Source organism: Coleofasciculus sp. LEGE 07092, assembly GCF_015207375.1.
Classification (GTDB): Bacteria; Cyanobacteriota; Cyanobacteriia; order Cyanobacteriales; family Coleofasciculaceae; genus LEGE-07092.
The window spans coordinates 1-26,646 of sequence record NZ_JADEWY010000098.1 but is presented as its reverse complement, the minus strand read 5'-3'; the positions used below and the strand labels follow the sequence as shown (position 1 = coordinate 26,646).

The 26,646-nt window shown below is 47.6% G+C and carries 26 protein-coding genes; 17 read left to right on the top strand and 9 right to left on the bottom strand.

From position 1 onward, the window contains the following. The coding region (locus IQ257_RS21245) for a CHAT domain-containing protein (RefSeq protein WP_193933192.1) at positions 1 to 3,776 on the top strand (3,776 nt) is incomplete at its 5' end. A 264-nt stretch (positions 3,777 to 4,040) separates the two neighbouring features. Here the strand turns inward: IQ257_RS21245 and IQ257_RS21240 are convergent. The 5 genes from IQ257_RS21240 to IQ257_RS21220 form a co-directional block, all read right to left on the bottom strand. Continuing rightward, positions 4,041 to 4,784 (bottom strand): hypothetical protein, encoded by a 744-nt coding sequence (locus tag IQ257_RS21240; protein WP_193877426.1) that lies wholly within the window; start codon positions 4,782 to 4,784, stop codon positions 4,041 to 4,043. 10 nt (positions 4,785 to 4,794) lie between these two features. Beyond that, positions 4,795 to 7,179: a CHASE2 domain-containing protein gene (locus IQ257_RS21235; RefSeq protein ID WP_193933191.1), complete on the bottom strand. Its 2,385-nt coding sequence runs from the start codon at positions 7,177 to 7,179 to the stop codon at positions 4,795 to 4,797. Positions 7,180 to 7,306: 127 nt separating this feature from the next. Then, on the bottom strand, positions 7,307 to 8,374 hold the full coding sequence (locus IQ257_RS21230; protein WP_193877430.1) for a DUF1822 family protein: 1,068 nt from the start codon (positions 8,372 to 8,374) through the stop codon (positions 7,307 to 7,309). 70 nt (positions 8,375 to 8,444) lie between these two features. Continuing rightward, entirely contained in the window at positions 8,445 to 9,155 is a 711-nt protein-coding gene (locus IQ257_RS21225; protein WP_193877432.1) for a hypothetical protein, read from the bottom strand. 278 nt (positions 9,156 to 9,433) lie between these two features. Continuing rightward, entirely contained in the window at positions 9,434 to 10,108 is a 675-nt protein-coding gene (locus tag IQ257_RS21220; RefSeq protein ID WP_416207934.1) for a CHAT domain-containing protein, read from the bottom strand. Positions 10,109 to 10,486: 378 nt separating this feature from the next. Between IQ257_RS21220 and IQ257_RS21215 the strand changes: the two genes are divergently transcribed. Beyond that, positions 10,487 to 11,125 carry a Uma2 family endonuclease gene (locus tag IQ257_RS21215; RefSeq protein WP_193877436.1) on the top strand — a complete coding sequence of 213 codons (639 nt, stop codon included), beginning with the start codon at positions 10,487 to 10,489 and terminating at the stop codon, positions 11,123 to 11,125. A gap of 68 nt (positions 11,126 to 11,193) precedes the next feature. On the opposite strand, the gene IQ257_RS21210 is transcribed toward IQ257_RS21215, so the two are convergent. Together IQ257_RS21210 and IQ257_RS21205 are read right to left on the bottom strand one after the other, a co-directional pair. Further along, the gene (locus IQ257_RS21210) at positions 11,194 to 14,028 is read right to left on the bottom strand and encodes a DUF3854 domain-containing protein (RefSeq protein ID WP_193877438.1); all 2,835 of its coding nucleotides are present in this window, start codon (positions 14,026 to 14,028) and stop codon (positions 11,194 to 11,196) included. A gap of 250 nt (positions 14,029 to 14,278) precedes the next feature. Then, complete coding sequence (locus IQ257_RS21205) at positions 14,279 to 14,452, bottom strand: hypothetical protein (RefSeq protein WP_193877440.1); 174 nt, start codon at positions 14,450 to 14,452, stop codon at positions 14,279 to 14,281. A 196-nt stretch (positions 14,453 to 14,648) separates the two neighbouring features. Here IQ257_RS21205 and IQ257_RS21200 point away from each other — a divergent pair, with 196 nt between their 5' ends. The 12 genes from IQ257_RS21200 (at position 14,649) to IQ257_RS21145 (ending at position 22,112) form a co-directional block, all read left to right on the top strand. Continuing rightward, positions 14,649 to 14,891: a hypothetical protein gene (locus IQ257_RS21200; RefSeq protein WP_193877442.1), complete on the top strand. Its 243-nt coding sequence runs from the start codon at positions 14,649 to 14,651 to the stop codon at positions 14,889 to 14,891. A gap of 176 nt (positions 14,892 to 15,067) precedes the next feature. Next, positions 15,068 to 16,027, top strand: coding sequence for a ParM/StbA family protein (locus IQ257_RS21195; RefSeq protein WP_193877444.1), 960 nt, complete (start codon positions 15,068 to 15,070; stop codon positions 16,025 to 16,027). After that, a complete protein-coding gene (locus tag IQ257_RS21190) occupies positions 16,024 to 16,335 on the top strand; it encodes a hypothetical protein (RefSeq protein ID WP_193877446.1) in 312 nt (103 codons plus the stop codon). The genes IQ257_RS21195 and IQ257_RS21190 overlap by 4 nt, the downstream gene beginning before the upstream one ends. A 2-nt stretch (positions 16,336 to 16,337) precedes the next feature. Next, positions 16,338 to 16,580 carry a hypothetical protein gene (locus tag IQ257_RS21185; protein WP_228060892.1) on the top strand — a complete coding sequence of 81 codons (243 nt, stop codon included), beginning with the start codon at positions 16,338 to 16,340 and terminating at the stop codon, positions 16,578 to 16,580. Positions 16,581 to 16,718: 138 nt separating this feature from the next. After that, positions 16,719 to 16,937, top strand: a complete 219-nt coding sequence (locus IQ257_RS21180) for a hypothetical protein (RefSeq protein ID WP_193877448.1) — start codon at positions 16,719 to 16,721, stop codon at positions 16,935 to 16,937. 134 nt (positions 16,938 to 17,071) lie between these two features. Next, positions 17,072 to 17,416: a hypothetical protein gene (locus IQ257_RS21175; RefSeq protein WP_193933190.1), complete on the top strand. Its 345-nt coding sequence runs from the start codon at positions 17,072 to 17,074 to the stop codon at positions 17,414 to 17,416. A 199-nt stretch (positions 17,417 to 17,615) separates the two neighbouring features. Further along, the gene (locus tag IQ257_RS21170) at positions 17,616 to 18,278 is read left to right on the top strand and encodes a hypothetical protein (protein WP_193877452.1); all 663 of its coding nucleotides are present in this window, start codon (positions 17,616 to 17,618) and stop codon (positions 18,276 to 18,278) included. 17 nt (positions 18,279 to 18,295) lie between these two features. Next, positions 18,296 to 18,715 carry a hypothetical protein gene (locus IQ257_RS21165; RefSeq protein ID WP_193877454.1) on the top strand — a complete coding sequence of 140 codons (420 nt, stop codon included), beginning with the start codon at positions 18,296 to 18,298 and terminating at the stop codon, positions 18,713 to 18,715. After that, positions 18,712 to 20,196, top strand: a complete 1,485-nt coding sequence (locus IQ257_RS21160) for a helicase HerA domain-containing protein (protein WP_193877456.1) — start codon at positions 18,712 to 18,714, stop codon at positions 20,194 to 20,196. Before IQ257_RS21165 ends, IQ257_RS21160 begins: the two co-directional genes overlap by 4 nt. A 149-nt stretch (positions 20,197 to 20,345) precedes the next feature. Beyond that, positions 20,346 to 20,714, top strand: a complete 369-nt coding sequence (locus IQ257_RS21155) for a hypothetical protein (RefSeq protein WP_193933189.1) — start codon at positions 20,346 to 20,348, stop codon at positions 20,712 to 20,714. Positions 20,715 to 20,997: 283 nt separating this feature from the next. Then, complete coding sequence (locus IQ257_RS21150; protein WP_193877460.1) at positions 20,998 to 21,249, top strand: hypothetical protein; 252 nt, start codon at positions 20,998 to 21,000, stop codon at positions 21,247 to 21,249. Positions 21,250 to 21,635: 386 nt separating this feature from the next. Continuing rightward, on the top strand, positions 21,636 to 22,112 hold the full coding sequence (locus IQ257_RS21145) for a plasmid mobilization protein (RefSeq protein WP_193877462.1): 477 nt from the start codon (positions 21,636 to 21,638) through the stop codon (positions 22,110 to 22,112). A gap of 525 nt (positions 22,113 to 22,637) precedes the next feature. Here the strand turns inward: IQ257_RS21145 and IQ257_RS21140 are convergent. After that, a complete protein-coding gene (locus tag IQ257_RS21140) occupies positions 22,638 to 23,501 on the bottom strand; it encodes a tyrosine-type recombinase/integrase (protein WP_193877464.1) in 864 nt (287 codons plus the stop codon). A 253-nt stretch (positions 23,502 to 23,754) separates the two neighbouring features. On the opposite strand from IQ257_RS21140, the gene IQ257_RS21135 reads away from it, so the two are divergent. Both IQ257_RS21135 and IQ257_RS21130 read left to right on the top strand, forming a co-directional pair. After that, a complete protein-coding gene (locus tag IQ257_RS21135; RefSeq protein ID WP_193877473.1) occupies positions 23,755 to 24,528 on the top strand; it encodes an AAA family ATPase in 774 nt (257 codons plus the stop codon). Continuing rightward, the gene (locus IQ257_RS21130; RefSeq protein WP_193877467.1) at positions 24,528 to 25,475 is read left to right on the top strand and encodes a ParB/RepB/Spo0J family partition protein; all 948 of its coding nucleotides are present in this window, start codon (positions 24,528 to 24,530) and stop codon (positions 25,473 to 25,475) included. The genes IQ257_RS21135 and IQ257_RS21130 overlap by 1 nt, the downstream gene beginning before the upstream one ends. Here the strand turns inward: IQ257_RS21130 and IQ257_RS21125 are convergent. Beyond that, a complete protein-coding gene (locus IQ257_RS21125; RefSeq protein WP_193877469.1) occupies positions 25,456 to 25,647 on the bottom strand; it encodes a hypothetical protein in 192 nt (63 codons plus the stop codon). The genes IQ257_RS21130 and IQ257_RS21125 overlap by 20 nt on opposite strands. A 377-nt stretch (positions 25,648 to 26,024) precedes the next feature. On the opposite strand from IQ257_RS21125, the gene IQ257_RS21120 reads away from it, so the two are divergent. After that, positions 26,025 to 26,646, top strand: a 622-nt coding sequence (locus IQ257_RS21120; RefSeq protein ID WP_228060893.1) for a filamentous hemagglutinin N-terminal domain-containing protein, incomplete at its 3' end; no start/stop codon positions are given.

The following is a 26,646-nucleotide window of genomic DNA, read 5'->3' as shown; positions in this document are numbered from 1 at the left end:
TGTTGAGTTTGGTGATTGAACCGCCAAGGAATGCGGCAGGGCAGATTTTGCCGATTAGTCCTCTGGATTTGCCGACGCTGTTGACGGTGGGGGCGAATGGGTTAGAGACGGGGGTGGCGGTGCAGCCGGATGGAACGGTGCAGTTGGCAGAGTCGGGAACAGCGATTCCGACGGATGCTGGGACGGTAATTGCCTCTGGCAGTTTGGATGTTTCGGGGAATGTTGGCGGTGAAGTGAATGTTTTGGGTGATCGTGTTGGGGTGATTGGGGTTAATGTGAATGCTTCGGGTTTGAATGGTGGGGGAAATGTCAGGATTGGGGGAGATTATCAAGGGCAAGGGACGGTGCCGAATGCTGGGGTGACGTTTGTTGATGGTAATTCGGTAATTGGTGCGGATGCTCTGAGTAATGGTGATGGAGGACAGGTGATTATTTGGTCGGATGAGACGACTCGCATCTATGGCAATATTAACGCTCGTGGGGGGAATAATTCTGGGGATGGTGGCTTTGTTGAGGTGTCGGGAAAAGAGGCATTAGCCTTCAGTGGTAGCGTTGATGTGTCAGCGGTAAATGGTCAAGATGGAACTATCTTGCTCGACCCTAGAGATATCATTATTGAGCCGGATGATGGGGTGGCTGATGATAATGGTCAGATTTCTCCTGGCGTAGATGAACAAATTCTCTTCAATGATGGTGGGAATGCGGTTGATTTTGCAATTGATGACACGGCACTGACAGCTTTGACGGGTAATATTATCCTGCAAGCGCAGCAAGATATTATTGTCCAGGCTGGGACGAATTTGAATTTCACGAATCAGACGTTTGGTGAGACGATTAGCTTTGAGGCGGGTCGAGCTATTCAGATTAATTCACGGCTAACGACAGCGGGTGGTTCTGTTGAGTTAACGGCGACGACTGGTGGGATTGTGTTTGACAGTATCAACACCGGGGTGAATACAGGGAATGCTGGCTCTGTAACGTTGCAAGCGGCAGGGGATATTACGACTACGGGGAATTTTCTTGTGGATCTAATCGATCCAGATAATATCTCCGCAGGCGTTACTGACACAGCGAATGCTAGTATACGTGCGTCGGTTGGTGTTAATGGTAGCGGCAATGGGGGTCAGATTTCTCTAACCAGTACTAATGGTTCGATTGATACGAGTTCTGGAGACATCTTATCTGTGACGCCTGATGGTATGGGAGGTGCCGTAGCGTTACAAGCTGGGGGGGACATTACGGTTAAGTCTATCGGTAGTTATGTTAATCCAACAGGGGATACTGGGTCTATAACTCTGCAAGCGGGAGGTAATATCACCACCACAGGTCGTTTGGGTCAAAACGGTGAGGGGACACTGATTTCTACTACAAGGACGGGTAATGGGGGTCAAATTTCTTTAACCAGTACCACAGGTTCTATTGATACCAGTTCAGGAGAGATACGAGCTTTTGCGACTGATGGTAACGGTGGAGCGATCGCACTTTTAGCTGCTGGTGAGATTAATACAGCACAGGTTGATGCCAGTGCGACTTCTGGCAATGGAGGAAGCATCACTTTTTCGGGTGCGAATGAGATTAATACGGCACAGCTTGATGCCAGTGCAGTAAGCGGGAATGGGGGAACTATCTCATTTTCTGATGTTGGTGATATTAATACGGCACAGATTGATGTGAGTGCAGTAAGCGGGAATGGAGGAACTATCTCATTTTCTGATGTTGGTGATATTAATACAGCACAGATTGATGTGAGTGCAGTAAGCGGGAATGGAGGAACTATCTCATTTTCTGATGTTGGTGATATTGATACAGCACAGATTGATGCGAGTGCGACTTCTGGGAATGGGGGAGCGATCGCACTTTCGGCTGGGGGTGACATTAACACGGCACAGATTGATACCAGTTCAGCAAGCAGTGGGAGTAATGGTGACGGTGGGGACGTAACCCTTGATGCTCAAGGAGATGTTCAAGTGACTTCCATCAATGCTCAAGGCGGAGACAGCGGCACAGGTGGTGACGTTGACATTACAACCGAGCAATTTTTCCGCACCATAGGGACATTTACCGACCAGAATCTGACAGACGCCAGCATTTCTACCGCAGGCGGCAATGACGGCGGTTCAATCACCATTCGTCATGGCGGGGGGGCTGTTGATACTCCCTTTGACGTAGGAGATGCCACAACTAACGGCACTGCCGGAGCAATTACAACGGGTACTGATAACTCAATTTTGCCCCCCCAATCTTTTCCTGGGTCATTTAGCCAGGGGACTCCTCCCAGCGATATTCAGATTATTACGCAAGATTCAAACGGTAATGGAGGGCAAAATGGCAACGGTGGAATAAATGGCAACGGTGGAATAAATGGCAACGGTGGAATGAATGGCAACGGTGGAATGAATGGCGATGAAGAGCAACCGCCCCCACGGGAAGAAGCACCAAATTCACTGTTTTCTGGAGAACCTGACAACATTCAGAGTACAACCCTTGATGATATCCGAGCGCAACTGAGAGCAATTGAGCAAAACACAGGAGCCAAACCAGCACTCATTTATGTATCTTTCTCGCCCAGAGGACTGAGCCAAGAGGCATGGGAGCAACGATTCTCCAGCCCAGACTCAGACATAGAAGAATCCCAGTTACTATCCTATGCCCAGGGAGAGGCACAAGAGAATCCCCTCTGGGTAAAACCGAATCCTCAAGACCAATTGGAATTGGTAATGGTGACTAGCCAAAAAAGCATACCCATTCGCCGAATACCACCTAACGTAACCTACCAAGAGGTGCGAGAAAGCGCTGAATTATTTTACAAGGAAGTGTTTGAACCTCCAGCTCCTAAAGAACTGGCTGGTTCCGACAGAGACGTAGAATTATTCAATCTTGCTCATCAATTTTATGAGTGGCTAATTAGCCCTCTCGAGGAGTACTTAATCGAGAACGAAATCACAAACCTTGTGTTTGTGATGGATAAGAGTTTGCCTACCGTGCCGTTAGCTGCTCTCCATGACGGAGAAAAATTTATTGTAGAGAAATACAGTGTGGGTCTTATGCCCAGTATGAGCCTCACGGATACCCGCTACGTTAATATCAGGGATACCCAAGTTTTAGCAATGGGAGCCGAAGAATTTGCCAACGAGGATCTAGGCACGTTAGAAACTGTTCCCGAACAGATAGAACAGATCAGTAAGGTATGGTCAGGTCAGTTTTTTGAAAATGATCAAGACTTGACGATAGAGAATCTAAAGTCGCAACGACGCGAACGACCTTTTGGTATTCTTCATCTGTCAACCCATGGAGAGTTTGACTCTGACTCACCTGATAACTCCTACATTCAGTTTTTTGGAAATGAACGGTTGAGATTTTATGAAATCAGACAACTAGGATTTCACAATCCTTCTCTAGAATTGTTGGTGCTGAGTGCCTGTAGAACAGCTTTAGGAGACGTAGACGAAGAGTTAGGGTTTGCCGGATTTGCTCACCGAGCTGGAGTTAAGTCAGTTTTGGCGAGTCTGTGGGAAGTTAATGAGGTAGCAACCTTGGGATTGATGACACAGTTTTACAGACAGTTGCGCCAACCTGATACCATTAAAGCTGACGCTCTAAGGCAAGCGCAGGTGGCGATGATAGAAGGGAAAATCAAAATCGAGAATGGTCAATTATCCTTCGCCCCAGCGCTAGGAGAAAGTGTACCCTTGCCCGAAGATCTAAACATACCGGAACTGGAGCTATGGCATCCCTACTATTGGGCAGGTTTCACGGTAGTGGGAAATCCTTGGTAGCTGAGCATCTTTCAAGCTCCTACGGGGCAGGGAAAAGGTAAAAGGGAACCCCGATGGGTGTGGTCATAAGTAGCCGTCATGAACTGTGTACACCAGGACGCATGAAAATTAATTTCTCCTGACTCCTGACTCCTATTTTCAAGTCAGTTGGTTGAGGTTGACGTGGAGAGGGGGAGAGTCTTTCATCAACTCCTGGAAATTTATCAACATTCCCCGCGTCTCCGCGTCAGAGTGTCCCCGTGTCCCCTACTCCCACTTTCTCTTTTACTTGCAGGACTTAGTGCGATAGTCCTTAAGGATTTGCTCCCAGACTATAGACGGATTTTGCACAGAGAAAGTCTCTCGAATAACATCTAACCAGAGATTTTCTTCGGCAAAGAGTTCTGCTTTTGTCAGAGCAAGTTCCTCGGCATCCATCGTTTGGCTTTGATTTCCTATCTCTGCCAACTTAGCGTCAATCCGACTGCGCTTTTCATGGTTAGCCCCCAAAACAATAAGGGAGATTTCTTTGGTTTTCGTGATGGGTTCTTTATTCTCAATAGTTTCGTAAGTCACGAGGTAAAAGTATTCTTGACCGGGCTGTAGGGCTTGTGAACCCGAATACCGAACCTTCTGCTCTATTTGCTCTTGCTCTGTGAGGAGGTGAGACCATAGAATATCTTGTGGATTGCCTTTGGGATGAACTTCAATTTTTTTGACCTTTCCCTGCCAGACGAATAGAGGGCGATCGCTCCAAGCATAGCGTAAGTAAGGATTCTCTTTACTAGGAGAAATTGAGCAAAACTCTCCCTGTGTCCCTCCGGTGTCAGGTTGTCTTCTAAAGATATCTGCTAATCTCTCGGCAATAGATTTCTTTTTCTGAGCCTGTTTATTTTGGGGAATTCCTAGACTGACAGCATCACTTTGAGTCGTCGCTAAACTTTTAACTGAGGGGGAAAACGCTGGAAAACTGAAACTCGCCATCACAACAATTAGTGGCAGAATATGCACTCTGATTAATTTGGACATATAATTTACCTCAAAGAACAGATAGAACGTAAAACCAAAACATGACTGACGGTAAAAACCAAGGAATTAAAACTGAACTCCACAGATAAGCTTGGAACCCAACGACTCCATAGGCACCTGTTGCACCAACCAACCCCAATTTCCATTGCTCTCGCTGTTTAATTTGCTGTTTGAGCAGTATTAGAGTCATTCCTTTTCCTAGAAGTGCTACGAGGAGAACCATCCAGAAACTGGGAATCAACGTTACCCGATGCTGGGATAGCAGATGGTGAATCATGTAGGCATGAGCTTCACCTCCCGTAAACACACTCGGTAGCTCTTCAGCTTTCGGCTGTGACGAATTCTGTACACGACGCCAATATTGAACAGCTAGAGGCAGTGAAAAATTATCCCCGGCTTCCGGATATCCTCCAGAAGCAATGACAACCGTTTGCTGCCTTATTTGTTGGTGGAGTTCTGAACCCGGAAAAGCACTCTTAAGAAATTCCCCAGAAGACATGCGTTCATAAACCTGTTCCGGAGGAATGGAAAAGTCAAGAATAGAGCGCCATCCAAAAGGAGAATACGTCTGTTTTAACGAAGCAATTGCATTCTTTTGACCCTTTTCTGTGTTAAGATAATCGCTCAACTCCTGTTGAAATTCGGTTCTGTTTTGCAGGTTGGGTTGAGGCAATCCCGTCAGAGATAGACTCTGGTTGAGTGTATGTGACAATGCCAGTAAATAGGCAAAAGGGCAGGAGCTAGAGCAGGTCGCCTTGGTAGGCAGCTCAACATACCACCGCCAAAAATTTAAATCACCTTGCAAACTCCATTGTGGGGTAGCAATTTCAGAAAATACTTTTTTATTTTGCCTATTATCGATGGCAAACACGAACCAGATACTTTGCTGTTTAACTGCTGATTCAATAGCTTCAGAAAGCTGCTTTTGCCTAGGTTCTTGTGTAGAAAGAAGATAATCGATACCGATGGTTCTAACGTTTAACTCCGAAAGTCGCCTCACCAATTGAGCAAGATAGGCCCGCTCCATTGGGAAGGTTTCAAACTCTTTAATTGTTTCATTAGCCTCATTAATCGACTCTTGATCAATCGCAATTAACCGAACTGGCGGTGATGCTTCGCGGGGCAACTGCTTGGTTTGGTGGCGGTAGAACGCCTGTGCTAAAGTTCGCACATCCAACAACAAATCTTGTACCGGAAGCATTAAGCTAAACAGCAAGACACTTGATAAGGCGATCGCTTCCCTCCGTGTTGGCTTCCAATCGCGCCAAGCCTGCTTCAATGGAGAAGGCTCAATTCGGAATAGTTCTGCCCTGAAGGGGCGACGAAACAGTGAAGGAATTAAATAAGCAGATGGATAAGTAATTTTCTCTGACTTAAAATAATTGCAGGCATCCTGAACTGCCTCTTGTACATCCTTACCTCTTGTCAAGCTTTGACAGAACTTATCGAGGAAAGCAGGAGCCACGCGATCATGGATTTTCTCCCGCATGACCACAACCTGACTCAATCCCAACTTGATCAGCGACTCAGCAATACGCAGTCCTTTACAGGAATTAAAAATTGCCACCCGTAGTCCCTGGTTTTTAGCTTGGGCAAACTGCTCTTCAACTTCACTCATTGACAGAGTGACACCTGGAGCCAACTCAAAGGAGCCACCTGTGAGTGGTGTTTCATCGCTATGTCCGGCAAAAATCAGCGCATCCCAACCTCGCTCGTCTCGCAGATGAGTGACAAACTGTTGTTTGAACTCCTTTGCATTCTGTCCTAACTTAAATTTGAGGCGACAAACCTCCGCCACTTTTGATAACTGTCGCACTGCTTCTCGATCTTTATTAAGACTCAGTTCTGATGTATCCGTCAGAACTACTAAAATCCGAGCCTTGCCACGTCGAAAGTTGGTTTGAGTAGAGACAGGCTCATTCTCAACATTTATGACAGTCCGGGAAATCCGAATGGCTTCGGAATTCAGATCCCATGCTTCCCAAGGCAGTCGTACTAAATCGATGGAGTTGCAGGCAACGAGCAAATCCACGCCCTTATTCTCCGGTGTTTGACGAGACGCTTCGCTTTGAATCTTCTCCCGGATGTTGAGTAATGCGTGTTCTCCCAACCACTGATTAAAAGTCCAGAGTAATGATTGTTTAGCTTCTTCTAGTTGGTTTTGGGGATCAAGCGAAGATGGAGTAAGACCGCCACCTTCCTCGCCTCGTCCCCGTGGAAGTGATAAGTAAGCTTTGGGGTAGAGACACTGCCAAGCTTCATAGAGTCGCTCAAGTTCCCTTGGATATTCTAGGTTAGCCTGAAGTTGCTGGTTCTCACTCCAGCAAGTAAGTGTAAAGCTACATTGAGTATTAAGACGACAAACAGTGAGTTGAAAAATAGGGCTGCGATTCATCTCTACTGGCAATATTGTGGTTTTCTTAGTGTGCGGTACATAACTTATGACCCTGTTGTTGATGAGGATAACCAAGCAAGAAAAGCTTGTCCTCTCCCACTCAATCTTGTTGGAACGCATTACCCAATCAATCGAGTTGGCAGATAAAAGGAGCCAGCGTTAACTCTTCTCCATACAGCGTAATCGTTACGATAAATTGGTCGTTCAAATCTCCCGACACGCGAGCAAAGAGATACAAGTCCTCTTTTGGCAACTCTTCATCTTTCAAAACCGTTGTTAAATCTCGAACCTGTAGCCTAATCCCTTTGGGCAAAAAGCTCCCTGACTGCGTACTCAGTAGCAGCAGCAATGTCCACTCTTGATGTATTTGATATAGTTCCTCAGCAGAAGTTGACTCAGCACCTGTGGGAGGTAAAAGCCAAGTCAGGGCAAAAAGCTGTAAAGGCGTATCATCCAGATGGATGGCTTTGCAACAGTAACGAGCATCGTCAGGAATTTCAATGCCCTTATCTCTTTTCAATTGGGCGATCGCTTGCTTAAATGATTGAGTTAAACGCCACCCAGAGGCAGCTATCAACGGTGAAGGTTGTGTCCAACCTTGACGTTTTGCCGATTCATCGCTCTCATTTCGCAACCAGAGTGCTACGTTAACTACTAGGTCATCCTCTTTCGGTGCTAGGTCATCCTCTTTCGGTGGAGGAAATTCTTCTTCCCGCCGCTGTAAGTAGCTGAGGAATGCATCAAGGGGCTGGAGTTCTGAAATCAATAGCTGCTTTGGTAGCACCGCCCCATCAATCACCTCGGCAAATCCCAGAAGCTGTACCTGGTCTAATCGTTCGCCGAACTGAACCCCTAGACAGCTAATTCGATCTTCTATTGCTTCTGGAGGCAGAGAAATAGAAGTTTCCCCTGGTAAAACCGGGCAACATTCTAATTTACCAATTCCAGGAATCATCAAATCTGCTACATCCCATCGGCTGCGTAAAACGGGATGCCAACTATCGCTTTGACTCAAATCGGTTTCGATTTGTAACCATTGCAAGTACCGATGAACCGCGTAAACAGCTAGTGTATTCAAATAGACTTTTTTGCGCTTTTGCTGCGTAACTTGTTCACTAGCAAACTGCTTGGCGAACCGATGAGCTTCAAGACCGAGTGGAATTTCTAGATGCGCTGTTTCATTGCTAATGTTCATGACGTTCCCTTAATTAATTTTTCTAGATATGAGAATTAAAACTACGCTAATCGAGTTGAGGATTGACGGCTCACTCTCTCTGATATCCTAGAGAAACTGCAATTTCTTGCAGAAGTGGTTTACATTTATTTTCCCAGTGAGATTTAAGAGTTCGGTAGTTAACTCCTAACTCCCGACTAATATCAGTCAATCGAACAGGTGGACTTTGCAAAAGTAACTTTTGGCTGAGTAACTGGCAGTTACAATCCGGGTGTTTCCGGGGGTGACACTTCCGTAACTTTCCTTCTGGGTCTTGCTCAATGTAAGACTCTAATTTCCAATAAATCTCTTGTATTTCTTGATTTTGTAGTTGGTGGATGTAGGCATCAATTCCACTGAGAATCGGAATTTCTGAGTTAGTTTCTGGTAGTTGTTCAAGCCAATTTGTGGGATTTGCATCTCTATCGTCAATGGGTCTATCTAAGCTGTAATGAACAGAGTCTGCTTGTTGATATAAGTCTCTAATCCTCCAAACTAGATAACCATTAATCCATCTGACAAGACTTTGTTGAATCGATAAACGAGGACGGAGCTGGAACCGACAGATATTTCGGCTGACCCATTCCCAAGTTTTATCCAAAGCTTCTAAATAATCTAAGTGTGAGGACTTGAGTAATCCGGGCAGATGTTGTAACTCAAGCAACAGTCGATTAATTGCTCGCCGCTTTTCCCATTTTTTGACTGTTAAATTTTCGCAGATTTTGGCAATGAGTTCTTGTAGCTGTGCATCGGTCGTCATCATCGTTTTTTGATCACAAGATGGTTTCACGCAAAGAAGTCGCCTGAATTTTCCAATGTGGAAGTTATTAAAAGTTGTCAAGGTCATCAAGAAGCGGAGTATCAGAGCTTTGTTCGGGAACTTGTTCGAGTTCTTGAAGACGTTGGTGGAGACAGTCATTTATCCATCTCTCCAAGCTTTCTTGAATTGATAAATGTGGACGTGGCTCAAAATTACAGATGTTTAAGCTCACCCACTCCCAAGTTAAATCCAGAGCTTGTTGATACTTTCGTCCCGAATACTTAACTATGCCTGGTAGCTGTTGTAGGATTGGCTGTAGTTTGGTGAATGCTCTTCGCCGCCTCCAGCTTTTTGAATCTGGGTATTGACGTATTCTGTCGATCCGTTGTTGTAGTTGCCGTTCCCCGATGGGCAGTCTTTTTTTTTAGTACTGGAGTTAGATGTTCTGGAATCCCCTCTGTTTCAATGGCACTACGACCAAATTCGTAGGCAAATTCCAAGGATTTGCCAGCACCCAGCGCATCATAAAAGCCTTGGGAAAACTTAATTGCCGCTTTATCCCCTATTGCCTGGTTCATGCCAATCACATAGTTAATGTACTGGCTGATGGCATTCGCTTGAACCTCTGAATAGCAAGCATTAAGCAGTACGCATTCCAACTGAGCGTCGAACAACTTAAACAAACCTGCCAAAGCCTCTGCTGTTACTAACTGCACGTTCCCGGCTTCATCCTCTAGCGCCAATCCTCCATCCCCTGCTCCATGTCCGCAAAAGTGAACGATTTGGGGTTGGTAATCCAACAAGGCTCGACGAACATCTATTGAACGTACCGCTAATTTCGAGACTAACCGAAAGCGATCGCGTTTCCGAGAGCGCTGTAACCCCGCATCGATTTCACGCACTTCCTCATCCAGACGCAGTGGTGAGGTATTTTTCGGATTCGCGGCCAGGATCAAGATTGTTTTAACTAAAGCGTTATTGCTGCTCATCTTATAGCCCTGCATTGAACTCGCTTGATATCTAGTAATCAGGGTCAGAGCAGAAAATGATGAAAACTTTTCAGATTTGCGAGCAGACGGCATTTTCGGCTCAATAGAGCTGAGGCACTTGTACGCGCATCCAGATAGGGGAGACACTCTGCCATTACTGCCTTGCTGGATGCCAACAACGGGAACACAAGACAGGCTCAATCCTTCTCACGCCACGCCAGCGCCGACATCCTGCGGAAATACGACGACAATCGCCCGCAGCTTCAAAAGAGTGCTACTGATTTATTAGGGGATTTGGTCTAGTAGGGGTTTAGAGTATGTTGGTAGAAAATGGGTTTTTGTCCTATGGTGACAACATCAACGCCAGCCGAACAGCGAACCTTACTCTTGAATATCAGTTGGCAAACCTTTAAAACTATGCTGGCTGAGATGGGGTCTGAACGAGTAACCCGATTAGCCTATGATTCTGGAACGGTCGAAATTATGACCCCACTTATGCCGCACGAGAACTCTAACCGATTCATTGAAGGTTTGGTTATTGTACTTTGTGAGGAGTTAGGTTTAGAGGTTAAGCGAACTGGTTCATTAACTCTGACACGAGATGATTTGGAACGAGGGGGTGAACCAGACAGCAGCTACTATATTCAGAATGAGTCCCTAGTTCGAGATAAAGTAAACATCGATCTAGCTACTGACCCACCTCCAGACTTGGTACTAGAGGTGGAATATTCTAGGTCTAAGATTAATAAGCTTCAGCTTTATGCATTGATGGGGATTCCTGAATTTTGGCGCTACAACGGGAGCATTTTGCGTATCTACAGACTTGAATCAGGGCAATATGTAGAGTCTAGTTATAGTCCAACCTTTACCCCCATTCCAGTCACAGAGATTCCTAGGTTTATCAAAGAGAGTCGCAGAGTCGGGGAAATAACCTGCACTCGCAATTTCCGCAACTGGATCAGGCAGCAGTCGGAGCAACGCTAACCACTCCTGTTCTCCCTCCCACTAGTTCCCCGACTCAGCTTGTCAGGGGAACTCCCCTGAACCCTCAATCAAGGGAAATAATTTTTTTCTGGGTCAGTTATCGGAAATTCGACCTTATCCCCTATCTTGAATTCAAGGGGATATGCCACTTCGTCCCCCGCTGTCGCTTCTCCTTGTGCCACTTCCAGTAAATTGAGCTGCTCGGTCGTCGAGATCGCTCTCAATTTCCCCCGCTCTGCATCAGTTAAGAGGTGTCCCCAGACCCATTCAACCTGTGGACTGCCGAATTCCCCCCTGGTTGCACTCAGCTCTTCCTTGGTATCGGCTTCCAGCAGCCGCAGCTTGATTTTCCCAGCCAATTTGCACTTCGCCTGATAGTTATCGCTCGCTCGGTGCGGGAAAGTTGAGTAGTCAGGTGATGGGTGTGATGGGTTGTGATGGGTTGTGATGGATGTGTGTGACGCTTGAAACTCAAGCCCTTCACTGATTTGGGTCGTCGTGACGGAATTAGGGGCAAAATTCGCACCTTCCCCTAAAATTTCTGTTTTGGTTTCATTAATCACAGGCGGTTCATCCGCTCGATTAACATCAAAATTCTCGTTCTCCTTCTCAACCTCTAAAAATCCATCACATCCATCACATCCATCACTACCAAGGGTTTCAGCCGTCACCAACCCATCACAATCAGATAAGTTTGCCATCACACCAGGCGGTGGCTCTACCAATTCAACCTCTGTGATGGGTCGGAGAGCTGTATCATTTTCCATTCGGATGCGTAGCCCCTCAAAGTAAGAGCCATAACGGTCACGTCCTCGCTGCACTCCTTTCAGCTTGAGCTGATTACAGCACAAATCTTCCAGCAGCTTCGTGTAACGCCGCTGTCCTATGGGTCGCCCATTAATTTGGCGTGTGAAACTCGTGTAATTCGCATAGAGCCAGGTTTCTATCCGCTCTGCATTATCTAAACCCACATAAGTCTTGTGTCCTGGGTCTAAGACAATACAGTTGTCGAGCCAGTCTGCCAGCGGGTTGGCGTCACACAATGCCTCACCCCTGACTTTGGCTAGCGTCGGCACAGTTTTATTGGTATTTACCACTAGCGCACGCACTTCGGCTTCTGGTATGGTCAGCACCCATTCGAGTAAACCGGCTAAGTAGGGCTGAAATTCCTCATCCAAGTCGCGTCTCAGTTCTGGTGGTGTCTGTACGCTGAAAGGAACCGACAAACGCCTCCGTTCCAAGCCGCTGGTATAGTCGGCATTTTGGCAAGGCTCATTGGCTGATAGCATTACGAAGCCTTCAAAGGTGAAGCCATCGCCGCACTTTTGCTGCCTGCCCTTAACCTCAATTCGGTTTTTGTCCTGTCCTGTTATCGCCTTGAGGACGTTAACCTCTCCCCCATATTTCTCGGCTTCAGTAATGACAATCAGCTTGGCTTTAGCCGCGGCCGCCAGCTCGAAGCGGTTTTCCTCCAAGTTCTTGAGAGTTGAGGGAAAAACGTTCTTGTCGCCGACGAGAGCTGATGCCAGCCGGAAGAATGTTCCCTTGCCAGTTCCACCAGGACCGATCGCTTCCAGATACCGCTGATAATTGGCTCGACCAAAGATTACACAATTGAGCAGCGCCCGCAGGACTTCAACTAGAGCCGGGTCGCCTTTCATAATCTCTAGCATCCAGGCTTTAATCGGTTCACATCCAACGGAGCGGTCAGCCCAGCGAATTGGTAGGCTCGATGTCAGATTGTACTTCGGTGAATGAGGTAGCAGCTCCAGCGTACCCTTACGGAGTACACCATCAATCACGGGAATTAAATCCTTACGTTCATCCCAGCGCTTTCTTAGTAACTTGTGCTTGAGTAGCTTGGTGACATCTGTGAGATAGGCAGAGCCGAAAATGGGACCTAAATCTGCTTCTAGTTCAGCCAGAATGACCGCTCCTACTGCAATATCGGATTCTTCTGACCAGATACCAGGGGCTTCTGCTTCGTACCGATACCAGCATTTCTCTTTATCGTGCCAAGCTAGTTTTTCCCCGTAGCTCTGAGCGAGTTTTCCGGCTGTTAAGGTAGCTTTTGGAGGACGCTTTGGCGAATCGTCCTCTGTTACAAACTGCCGTTCCCATGCTTCGATGTTGGGGACTTTGCCCAGCACATCACGCTTAAACTTGTCAGCTCCATTATTTTGGATGTAGTCGTCCATACCTTTACCCTGCTCCACGCTCCATAAGCCAGTCGCCGAGTAGACTGGCACCTTAAATTTTAGGAGCTGTTCAGCCAGCTTGCGCTGTGCCCAGAGTACGGCTTTGTTAGTGGCGCAATCGGCGTCGAAGGCGATAATGAAGCCGAACCCAGCACGGGCAAGACGTTCTAGTGTGGGGACTAGGTAACGTTTTCCCTGGATGTCGGCTTTGGCGCTGGTCAAACCCATTTCTACGCCCAACAGCGCGATTGTGGGAATGCCGTGACTGCAACCGGCGATCGCCTTAAAAAATCCTTCGGTTAAAACTAGGCAGGGATGTCCGTCAATGTTGTAACATCTCTCCTTCAGAGCTTCCAAGTCTCTCCAGTAGTTTGGGTCCCCAGGGTGGATGGGTAGCATTGCATCGTACTCACCCAAGGGCGATCGGTACTTCGGTGCTTTTTTGTCCCCGTCGTTGCGCCAGGGCTTATCAGGCTTAAATTGGATTTGGATTCCTTCGCCTTCGAGCAGGATGCCCCCAGATTTGGCTGTGTACCCCAGGCGCTGGCTGGCTTCTTCTGCGGTGAGGGAGTGGCAGTTCGCTTCGATCCAGTTTGCATCAAGTCCTCTCGCTCCAATTAAAGCTTTCTGGTGCGTGGAGTTGAGTGTGCGATCGCTTTTTGCGGGTAAAGATTGGTTGGTGTTTTTTTTAAATGATGTAACCATTGTTCCTCCAAAGTTGCTACTGGAGGAGAACACAAGCTTTTGTTACAATGGTTTTGTGCTTATTTCAAGGAATGTTATAATGGTTTTGAAATAAGCTAAAAAACGTTGCCTCTCAGCTCCTTTTGCTGGGTAGGCTAAAATGGCTTATGTCTCCCTCGTGCCACCAATGCGTTTCACTGCCAAGATTCGCGCATTGGTGAACTCCATTGTAGAATAAAGCCCAGATGAGTTGGATCATCTGGGCTTTATTTTATTCTTTTAAAAATTTCTCACGCTTTTGTACGCGCTCAATCCACGTATCGATGCCTTCGAGTGCTGCTTCGCGTACTACTCTGGCTAAGGGTATATTTAATCTCGCTGAGAGTTTCTCAAGTATTTGCCTTTCTTCAGGGGTAAAGGTTACTCCAATTTGTCGTTCGCTCATAGTGAGGTAAAATGGTTAAAAGTTAAAAAACATTTCTGGTTAACCAGTTTACAGCAAAATAGGGTTGTTTTACTGTATTCTGGGGGAGCGGTTACGAATTGTAATCGCTTTTTTTTATATCAACGCACCGGGAAGGTGTGCCAGCACCTTCCCAGTACTTCCCACCCACAAAAGTGCCTTGTAGGAGGGCTTCTTTATGCAATCACAGATTACTCGCAAATTGCTAGATCCATTAAGCCTCAAGTGGGCTTATGGACTATCCGACGATGAGCTAGCCAGTCATCTTGGCTTACACATCAGAGCCGTGCAGTACTGGGCAGCGGGGAAACGCTCACCCAGTACCCAGGTAAAGATGCTTGCTGCTTATGTCCACAAGGAGTTTGAGCAGAACAACATCTCGCCTGTAAATCCCTCAGCGCTTACATTTGAAGCGCAATAAACCTTACTCGATCCAACAAACTGAACTGTGTTCGTAGACCCCGCCTCTGAGGTGGGGTTATCTTTTGGCTATACGCAGGAAAACACCACAAAGTACTGAAAAACTTTAAAAATTGTAGCATTGTGGCAAAGCTTTACTGCAACAATTGACACTATTCGGAAAAAGGAAGAGAAACTATGCAAACCGCAGTACTCAGCATTGATGCGGGCAATTACGATCTGAAGTTTTGGAATGGCAGTGGCGAACCAAAAGCCATCCGGTCTGTAAAATTTAAGCTTCCACGCGGACGGCACGCGCTAAAAGCCAATAGCCTGAATCCAGTGATTGAGCTGGATGGCGATCGCTATCATTTCGGCTTCCGTGCCTACGATTACCGGAAGCAATCGCATACAACCGAGACAGAGAAAGCGTTTGAAGTGCTGTTGAACGTTTTGGCTTGTGTGAAGCCGATTGGTCTGGAGTTCAAGCTGCACGTTCATACTTCTCACCCCAAACCTGAAGTATTTGAGGATGAAATTCAAAAGCAGTTAATCGGCTCTCACCCCTACGGGTACAACGGGCAAGAAGCGATTAGCCACATTGAATCAGTCAGCATTGAGCCGGAAGGACTGGGGGCATGGCGCTACGCCAAATCAATTGGGTTAATTCCATCATCTGGTCTAACCATTGTTATTGATATCGGCGGTGGTACTTGGCTTTCTCGTTTGATTGATGAAGAGGGCGAAATTCTTGATAGTTCCGTTTCCGAGCGAGGGGGAGCTTACTCGCTGGCGGCAGACTTGAGTTTTGATTCAAGACTGACCAATGCAATCAATGACCAACCAGATCCAGGAGTAATAATGGATGGTTTTGCAAACGGCAGTCATTACTATGCTGAAGACCCTAACGCCACTTGGAAAGATTGGCTTGACGAATACCTAGACCCCTGGTTTAAAGGAATTTTCGGCAAGGTAAAAACTCAGTACAAGCCGTTTCTACCTCGCGTTCGTCGGTTCTTTGTTACTGGTGGTAGCAGTCATTTAATCGCCAACAAAATCAAAGATATACCATTGTTTGCAATGAGTGAACAACCACGTTTTGATAATGTTCGCGGATTACTACCTGTTGGTAAAAGCTCGGAGGTTGTAGCGCGATGAGTAAAAAACAACGCCTTCAAATCGATATCAAACCAAATCATCAAGGACGAATCAGAGAGTTAATGGAGAAGCTTGGAGGTGTGAGTGCTGCTGATGCTGTTGGATTTTTAGTCGAGACACAAATGAACTATGCAATGGCTAGATTGCAGCCAGAGTTTCAGTTACAATATTCAGCTTCTATTCAAAATAGTTGTCAAAGCACACACCAACAGTCTCAAGCAATTCCAGCTAAAAAGCAAAATTTAATTTCTAATCGCTCCGAATCGAATGATGCTGCCGACGCCCTTTCAATGTTGATGAATAGTTGAATATGCAAATAACACCTGACATAAACTTTATGCGCCACCGACCTCCAATCCGAATAAAGCTAGTACCAAGCAAACAACTTAAAAAAGCAATCGAATCCCTTGGTGTAGCGATTTCCGGTGCGGCTTTAATCAGTTCAATTGCTGGTTATGGGGCGTTGATGCTCGGTCGAGATGTTCCCACGGCATTAGGATTAGGAAGTTTAGGCTCAATTGGAATCGCCATCAATGAAAAGCTTAAGGAGTAAAGATGACCAAAGACCAATGGCAGCAAAGGGTTCAGGAAATTAAAATATACAATCTCCTGAACTGGGGATTTGTATCGCACAGTCAAGAGTCACCCAATCGGGGTGATTGCAGAGAAATTAATCAAGAAAGATTGAACAATGACTAAGCCCACACCAGAACAAATACAGGCAGTTAAGGACGAGCATGAGGCGTGGCTCAATGACCTTGAAGGTTACGCAATTGAGGCGATTGCAACTGGGAACTGGGATAAAGTCTCTGCCCACATCTTTGACCTTCACTACGAGCTGAACGGAGCTTGTATCGATATCGGAGATGACGGCATCAGTGCCGCGAGTATTCAGCAAATTTTCGAGTAGGGAAGCAGGGAAAGCGATCGCACCGACTACCAATCAAACGCGATTGCGCTTCGCGCACCAGCTCTCGCTGATCGCGCCCCACTCCCTTTCCCTAACGACCGAAGGAAACGAATCGTAAGGACACAGAACTAATTATGACATTCACGACAACCGCCAAACCGTTAAGTTACTACGCTTCACATTCGGCGCTCGGTATAGCCGCTGCCCTCGAAGTGGAATTCGGCAGCCATCTACAGGGCTTATCTCTTGAGGATGCCAAGCTATTCCGTGCAGCGCTGGCACTTCTTCTTGCTAAAGCCTCGACTCCGCTCGGCTTTAGCGTCGAGCGGAGTCGAGACGCTAACCGAACCATTTCATGCAGCGCTGTCCCAGCGAACCTTCAGGGCTATTTCCGAGCGATTGAAGACATCGACACAGCCGGGATTGAAAGCCTACTACTGGCTGTAACCCAGCAAATCTACTCCAACAACTGGAATTAACGTCTCGACTTCGCTCGACGTTAAAGCGTTCGACTGCCCTTCGGCAGGCTCAGCCACCGCGCTCACGCGGCTCGACTGAGCGCTCGCCGAACGTCCGAAGTCTGAGCGAAGCGCCGCTCTGAGCTTGTCGAAGAGTCGAAGCTTTAATCACACGTCAGCCCCTGGCTCATAGTGCTGGGGGCATCTACAAGGAATAATCATGGACTTCAACACTAATCAAGCCATCGTGCCTTACAGAGGTGGCAGAACTTCAGCATTAGCAAAGGTTCGCTCGTTAGACCCCATGCTGGCTTCAATGGCTCAAGAGTACTTCGGGATTGACCTTCATCGACTACCTGAAATGAGCGATGAGGAACTGGGAAGCTTTGCAGACAGAGCGCAAGAAATGGAGTCACTGTTAGAAGCTATCCCCATCCTAGAACGCCATTTTAAAACACTCATAGAGGGTCAAACCAAGTATGAGCAGTTTATCGCTTCCGTACAGAAGGAAGTAGCCAAGAATGCCAAATCAATTGATAAGAGCTTCTTGGATGTTTGGCTGACTTCCAAGGGGTATCAAAACCATGTCAAACAGATGGGTCAAAAAGCACATCATGGTTTGAGAAAGCTTGACACTGAACACCGGAGTGCTGTTGGGTTGGAGCTTCTGGACTTTAATACTGCCCTGCAATTGGTTACACATCGCCACCGGCGACGGGCTAAGGATATCCGGGATAAAGTCCCTCTCCAAGTGGAACGAGAGCGGTTAAACGACGCTCTGCGTCAGCAAACCCAATACCGCAAAGACATCCTAACCTATGGCAGTAAAGCCAAAGGTAAAGGGTTCTGGGGCAACCTGAAAGACTTCTTTAGCGGCAATTAACTAACGAGTGAGGCGATATGTTTGATAACAACTATCGCCCTCACGACGAGGGCGATTTTTTAGGAGAACGGAAAGAGACAAACCAACTTAAGTTTTACCGAAGCATTGGGAACTGGGCAGAGTTTGGGCTTTACTTTAGTGGTGGTTTGGCACTGGCGTTTGTGCCTCGGTTAATCCCAGTTCCTGGTATCTGGGTATTCTACAGCCTCGTTAATGGGGTTGGGTTTGGTTACTTGGTTATCTCCTATCTGGGGGGTGACGGCGATAGGCGGGAATTAGGAGCCATCGCACTCGCCCTAATCGCCGCTGCCATTGGTGGACATTGGGATGCCGTCTGGAGAGCTGTCCAATACTTCCTACCTCACCTCCTGATCGGAACGGCTTTAATCGTCGGTTTTACCCTGCTGTTACTTCCGAATAGGAGGGACCGGATATGAATCAGAAATTAGTAATGCTAGGCAGTCTAGGCTTAGGACTGCTGGGTGCTGGTGTTGGTGTGACGGGTTATTTTGATGGAACCCTGCACTACTGCCAGCCCGTTAAGAATGGCTGCATCGAAAAATCCCTACCCGATTGGCTCAATCCTCCCAGTGGTGCGATCAACATATCTTACAGCCGAGGCAATGCGGGGATTAAGCTACTCGGTTCACTCTTTGGCATAGGTGGGTTTGTTACTGCGATGCATCTATCGCGCACGCTCCTCAGCGTTGAACCCCAGAAAGAAAAGTTACGCTCACTCTGGAACGGACACACCTTAGCACGGGAAAGGTTACGCGCTGAAGCCGACCTGCAATCTTACGCCAATCAAGTGATGCTTGAGGCTGCTGAAGTGGCATACAGCATCATTGAGCCATACCAGCCAGACTTACCCCTACTTGAGGGAGACACCTTGGATGATGTAATCGACCCCGGTGACAAAGTGGTAGGCTCATCAAGCCAAGTATTAGAAGGAACCATCACCACAGCTCCCAGTACCTGGATAGACCATTTTATCAGCTCAACGGCTTTGATATGGGGCAACCAGGGGAGTGGCAAAAGCTGGATGGCTCGGTATATCGCCAAGCTGAAGAAGGAGAAAGGCTATCGGGTTGTAGTCCTTGACCCAGACAGTAATCGTGCTGAGTGGCAAGGGGTTGAGTCATACCACGATTTTGACGAGATAGCTGACTTCCTTAAGTGGTACGTGGCTGAATTGACCGGACGGTATCAGGAGTTTAATCACTCCAATATGGCTGAGGACGCATGGAGGGCAAAACTTTGGGCAGATGGGAGAGCTTTAGCGGTCGTCTGTGAAGAGGTCACAACTTACGTTGACCTGATTGAAGACAAAGACCTGTTGACCCAGTTCTTCAGACTGGGACTGACCAAGAGCCGCAAACAGGAGATGCCCCTAACCTTTGTCTCCCACAACAACACTCAGAGTGCTTTGGGAGGCATTAAGGGGCTGGCTAACCTGATCGAAAAGATGCTCCAGCTAGAGCTACAGACAGACATTAACCCAGACACTTTGCAGCCCGTTGCCAGTGGACGGGGTGCTGTCAAGCTGGATGGATCTAACCAGTGGACGCCCGTCACCCTGCCCAAACTGGAGAGGAAAATTACCGACTTCCGTACCGACGCCGATAGAGTCTCCGATACACGGTCTTACTTGGAGCGACAGTTTCTTCCCCCAAGAGCTGAACCGCCCCAAGTGCCTCGTGAACCGCTGAACCAACCAACTCGTGAGGGTTCTGGGGATGCTGAACCGAGGTTCACGGCGCTCAACCTAACCCGTGAGCAGGCGATTGAACTGATAAACCAACTGCGAACTGAACTCAACCAAACGCAGGTAATAGAGACGCTCTGGCGTTGCAAGAAGGGCGGTTCAGCCGCTTGGGGAAACGCTAGAGAGCAGTTCAGAGAGTTAATCGGCGAGTGAGGTGGGGACGCTTCACTAAATTTGCGTGCTGTCAGCACGCGCCAGCGATTAACTCTTGCCGTCCATACGCTGCCAACAGCGCGGCTGCCAGTCGCCTTGCTCACGCAAATTTCCCCACCCCCAAAAATGCCGTTACACAGGTACTGAAAATGAGTCAAATAGCGATGGAGATTCCCGTTGAACTCAAACCCGACAAGGTGTTGAAGGTTTGCTTGCTTGAGGGGGACTGCTACATCACCGATTTTGAGGGATTGAAACTGATTGAAGCTTCACCCAAGTGGCTGGTGGACATTACCCCAAGGACACTAAGAACTCTTAAGCAGTTTGGGTTTACGGGTGAGGTAAAACCCATTATCTACAAAAATAAAATCGGTTACTTCAAGAAACCAGCCAGAAGATTTTCCGAGTGGGTCGCAATCTGGAGTTACTTCAGCTCAAGAGGAAACACCAAAGCAGCGGAAGTTTTGAACCTTCTGGCTATCGAAAACCTAGGTGAGCGATTGAAAGGTGCAAGCTGACATGGGAAATCCCCCTACCCGATCCAGATCTGGGGGGAAACGGGAGACATTAGCGATCGCGTCTGCGATTCCCGGTGGCAGCACGCGCCAAATAATTAAATTCCTTCGCGAAGAGAAGCAAGTATAGGCGCGACTGCCACTCCACTGGCGTCGGGAATCTTGCCGCGCCTGCCGTACCTTATTGAGATTGTATTTCCCAAATTGCCTCTGAAATCCTTTCCGGTCATTTTCTGACTTTACGCCAAATTAAGACTTTTCAGGGCATGGCGGCGACTGACTGAAATTGACAAAAACTGGAATCAAAAGGACATATTGTGGAACTTTTAAAAGATTCACGCCGATTTTTGTTGGGCTACTGAGAATGAAAGTCAATAGCCAGGATTTTGAGACCAATAACCAACGCCACTTCGATCCAAGTTTAGGCATTTTGGGACGAGTTGTAGCATTTGGAGACGAGGTATTCTCTGCCTTGCTTCCCGATAGTGGACAGGTAAAAGACAACAGGAGAAAAAAAGGGGATGTTTTTTTTGTGTGACAAGAAAACCAAAACTTTTGGTTTCGTAAATTATTTTAAATGACTTGAAAAGCGATATACCTTAAAAATTCCTTATTTTAGGGCAAAGGATAAAACAGGGGAAATAGAGGTAAACAATAGGCGAAAGCTGGCAACTGAGAAAAATCCAAGCGTATCAGAAGCGGGGCGGGTTCCTTTTATTGTGAATCGCTATCAATAAGTAGAAAATTTTAGCATTCCCCCTGATTTTTTCGCTACCTATTTAACACCAACTCTATCCCTATCTTTTTCCGGTTTTCCCCTGTTCCTTCCTTATGGGGTCGAATCGGTGAAGCTTTTTATACAAAAATGAGCCGTTTTACCCTTTTTTGCCGTATAGTCAGCCAATACCCCACTATTGCTTCTTATTGAGAATAGACCCCTTTCCGGATAAGGAGCAAGCCAAGCCCACATCCGTACCGGATGACCCCCTCCTGAACGGAACGGGGGTGGGCGGCTTGCTCTGCGAGGCACTCACACAATTACAGAACATCATGTCACGCCTAAAAATTTACACAGCCAGGTACGAACTCAGGCTAACCCCAGCCGAAAAAATTACATGGAACAACAAAGCCGCATCAGTAGGGATGGACTTAAGTAATTTCATTAGATGTTGTGTGGAACGCAGAAAGATGCCAGCAGCGATACCTGAAGTTAACCGAGTGACAGCCATGGAGCTGGGGAAGATAGGGGTGAATCTTAATCAGCAGATTCGAGCAATGAATACTGCTCTAGCATCCGGTCAGTTCATCCCAAACGTAGAGGAAGCGCTATCTGTAGTGGAGGAAGTTTCCAGTCTGGTCAAACAAGTTCAACTGGAGCTGCTGGAGGTAACGGAGCAGTAGCTCTTACACCCAACACGCTCAGACAGACCCCAGGCGATATGGTGGGGGTCTTTCGTTACTGTTCCGATTTTTGAGATTTTTGGGGGAGTAAGTTTCCAGCCAGGTGTTACTTCCGTGACATCTTTAAAGTTAAAGGCGCTATAGCGCTCTTTGCCATGAGGTTAGCTAGCACTCACCCTCAACTTATTCGCTTCACTCTCTTTGAGAGCGAGCGCACTTTTCAGGTAGGAATCAATAGGAAATTTACGGCAAAAATCGCCGACTATTTCCTCATTCCTTCTCATTTATCCGATTATTTCCGAGAAATTCCTTCAAATTGAGAGTAAATCTCTCTAAAGTAACAAAATTTTAGAGTTTTTGAGGGAATTTAGGCACTATCAGCCCGAATCATTCCTCCCTTTTGCCCTAAGAATATGTAGCAAGCCATGTCAAATGTGCGTACAAATTTTTAAGATCGCCGACGAATGCCAACGCAGCCAACCCCTCCCACCATTCATTTCCTTTCAGGCGATCGCCATTGTACCCTTATCCGGGCAAGTACAAACTGGAACTATCTTCCGGACGGGCATGGAGATAGCGGCTGGTAATGGCGACGCTGGAATGCCCCAAAGTTTCAGCAACGAGATGGATTTTTGCTCCCCGTTCCAGAGCATGAGTTGCATGGGCATGGCGCAACCAGTGGGGTGAAACGTTGCCCTTGATTCCAGCTCTTTGAGCAGCGGCTTTCACAATCTGATGCACCCGTTCCCGCGTCAAGTGACCGGAGTGGCTGCCCTTGCGAGAGCGGAACACGGGTTCATTAGGAGTCGCATCTCCCCTGAGCTGCATGAGTTCTACCCATAACGAGGCGGGAAGTAAAATACTGCGAGTCTTGGAACCTTTGCCCAGGACGGTAACTTGTCCGCTATTGCCCCGAAGCTGTAAATTGTTCCACGTCAACTGGCACAGTTCACTAGCGCGTAATCCGCCTAGATACAATAGCCTCAAGATTGCCCGATTTCTCGGGTTCGTCTCCAAGGCAATCATCGTTTGAACTTCTAACTCCGTTAACAGCCGTTCGTTGAGGGTATCCGGTGAAGAGGGAAGTTCGACTAACGCTCCAACATTTCGGGGTAATACCTCGCTTTTGTTGCCAAAGGAAATCAGGGAGCGGACAGCCGCCATAATGGTACGCTGAGTACTTTTAGCAAGACCCTGTTCTTCTAGCGAGGCAGCAAATCCCTGGACTTCTGCCAACGTTACCAAGTGCAGGGGCTTTCCCACAAAGGAGATAAAGCGCATGGCATAGAGGCGGTAGTACTCAGAAGTACGGGGACTTTTGCCATGTAGCCAAAGGTTAAGTAGCTGCTCTGTGGCTGATACGGCTGTTTGTGTCGCTCCCAAGTTCATCCCCCACCCTCCACTCAAATGAATCATACAAGAAGGAGCGCCCCGAAAGCTTGGAAAGAAAGGCGGTAATGGCGTGTGAATTTGGCTATAACCTGATATTGTGAAATTGGATGGAGAGGGGGATGGCGCTATTTATCGGCTTCCACCCGTCAGTAGTCGCGTTGTGAAGAGGCGGGGGAACAGGTGCAACTAAAGTTTCTTTTAGTTGTATTGTTGCAAGTATTGATTGTCCCTACTGTTAAAGATGGCACACATGAGCCGGGTAATTGCACTATTCAACCAGTGCGGCGGAGTTGGGAAGAGTACCCTGACGATGAACCTGGGCTATCATCTGCAAGAGCGCTCTCATCGCGTTCTTCTAGTAGATATGGACCCGCAGGCGAGTTTGACCATCTTTATGGGACTAGAGCCTCTAAAGTTAAACTCGACCGTCGCTGACGTGCTGGCGGATGAAGACGCCGATGAGAATTTGAGCGAGTTACCCATCCACAAGGGGCTACACGGTTTAGATTTAATGCCTTCTTCCATCAATTTGTCAGCTACTGAATTAGTGCTGGTCAACGCGGATATGCGAGATGTCAGGTTGAAAGACGCGCTCTCTGCCGTAACAGACCAGTACGATTTCATACTGATTGATTGCCCACCTTCGCTGGGGTTGTTGAGTTATATCAGTCTAGTCGCGGCGACTCATATCCTTGTCCCGATTCAGACTCAATTCAAAGCCTTTGAGGGGACAAATTTGTTGCTCAAGACCGTAGCGCGGGTAAGGCGTCGCCCGAATCGGGGTTTGAAAATTGCTGGGTTTATCCCTACGTTGTTTGATGCTCGTCGCAGCCAGGACGCCCGGACACTCTTCGCCATCAAAGAGCGGTTTGCTAGTGTGGGTTCCATCTATCCTGCCATTCCCTGGTCTACAAGTTTTGCCGATGCGGTTGAGGCTCGTGTGCCACTCTCCGTCTACGATAGTAGCCATAAGGCAATTGCGGTTCTCAAGTCCATTGTTAAAGACTTGGAGGTTTTGGTGTAATGGCTCGTAAGCGCGAGCGCCCTTACGGTTCGGATGTGACGCCCGTTGACTCCCTAGACGCTCTGTTTGGCGAGTCGCGTCCGGCTGCGGAGTTGGTTCGCACGTCCGACATTAAAACTCGGACTCAGCCTCGTCGCTACTTGGACCCGGAAAAGTTAGAGCAGTTGGTGCAGTCGGTCAAGCAGCACGGCATATTGGAGCCGATGTTGGTGCGACCGCTTCCGGACAATCAGTACGAGCTAGTGGCGGGAGAACGGCGTTATCGAGCTGCTGCCCTTGTGGGACTGACTGAGGTTCCCGTAGTGGTACGGGAACTCAGTGACACTGAAGCTCTGCAACTGGCTCTAGTCGAGAACCTCCAACGAGAAGACCTCAATCCGGTCGAAGAAACTGAGGGAATTTTGCAGTTACTGGCTCTCAAACTCAATCTCCCCCTCCCGGAGATTCCCCCGTTGCTTTATCAGATGAAGAACGCTTTTGAGAAGGACTTGGGGAAAGATTCGGACGTTAGGGATAACGTTATCCCTAACCCGGAATCGGATTCGGAGCAGGGCGTACAATCGGTGTTCGACGAGCTGAGATTGATGAGTTGGTACTCGTTTACCTGCAATCGCCTTCCCCTGTTGCGGTTGCCTTCTGACATTCTCGAAGTCTTGCGAAGAGGTGACATTGAGTACACCAAGGCGAAAGCTCTAGCGCAAGTGAAGGATGAAACTGAACGCCGGACTCTGCTGGAAGATGCGATCGCACAATCGTTCTCGTTGACTCAAATCCGGGAGCGGGTCAAAGCTTCCAAACCGACAACTGAGGACGCTCCCCTTGCCTCACGGCTGAAGACTACCTATAAGAAAGCCCAAAAGTCGAAGGTATGGAACAACCCTAAAAAGCGCAAACAGCTAGAGAAACTGCTGGCACAACTGGAAGAGCTTATTGATAAGGAGGATTGAGAGTATTTTTCCAAAAGCTGGGCTTGGGAACAATAACCTCAATCTCTCCATCAATTCCAAAGTCATCTTTGGCGAGTTCCCGAAATATGCAGTGCATCTCATGCACAATTGAGCTAATCTGATCGAGTCCTTTCCATTTCTGAAACTTTGATGGTAGAACGGTTTTTGCCATAGCACTCTTCCTCAGAGGACTGGAACCCAGGCGTTCGTAGACGTTTCCACCAATACCAGGTAGAACTATTCCTTAAAGGTTGTTGGTTTACTTCTTGATAAATTATTATCTGGTCTACCTTCTACATCTATTAAGCAAGCCCTAATTAGAGATTACATTGAGTAATTTTTGACCAACTCTCTTCACATTTATTGCTATTTCGATTCAATTCGTAACTCTAGGCTCCTATCTAATCATGGTAGAAAAAACACAGTTTTGAGCGAAAAGCCTCAATTTGAGTGGCTGTGAAATTAGGAAGTCTACCAAGGAAATCTATCAAGTGGCGTACCAGTTGGCTGTCGGTTGGTTTTTGGCTAGCAGGTTTGATGTCGTTGGAGATGGGGATGCTGTTGCCGCAGCGGATGGCGCAACGGTTAGGGACTGTGGCGCAGGCGCAACCCATTACTCCTGCGGCTGACGGTACGGGGACAATTGTTACGCCGGATGGGAACCGCATTGATATTCATGGCGGTTCGCTTTCTGGGGATGGGACGAATCTGTTTCACTCTTTTGAGCAGTTTGGCTTGGATGCGGGTCAGATTGCGAATTTTTTGTCGAATCCCCAGCTTCAGAATATCTTGGGGCGGGTGGTTGGGGGTGACCCGTCGGTGATTAATGGCTTGATTCAGGTGAGTGGGGGGAGTTCCAATTTATTTTTGATGAATCCCGCCGGGATTATCTTTGGTAATAATGCGAGTTTGAATGTTCCGGGGGATTTCACTGCAACGACAGCAACGGGCATTGGGTTTAGTGGGGATGAGTGGTTCAATGCCTTTGGCTGGAATGATTATCAGAATTTGGTAGGAGTGCCGAGTCATTTTGCCTTTGATAATGCACAACCGGGGAGTGTTGTCAACGTGGGTCAGTTGGGGGTATCGGAGGGGCAGAATTTAATGTTGCTTGGTGGCAGTGTGGTGAATACGGGACAGTTGAGTGCGCCGGGAGGGACGATTACGGTGG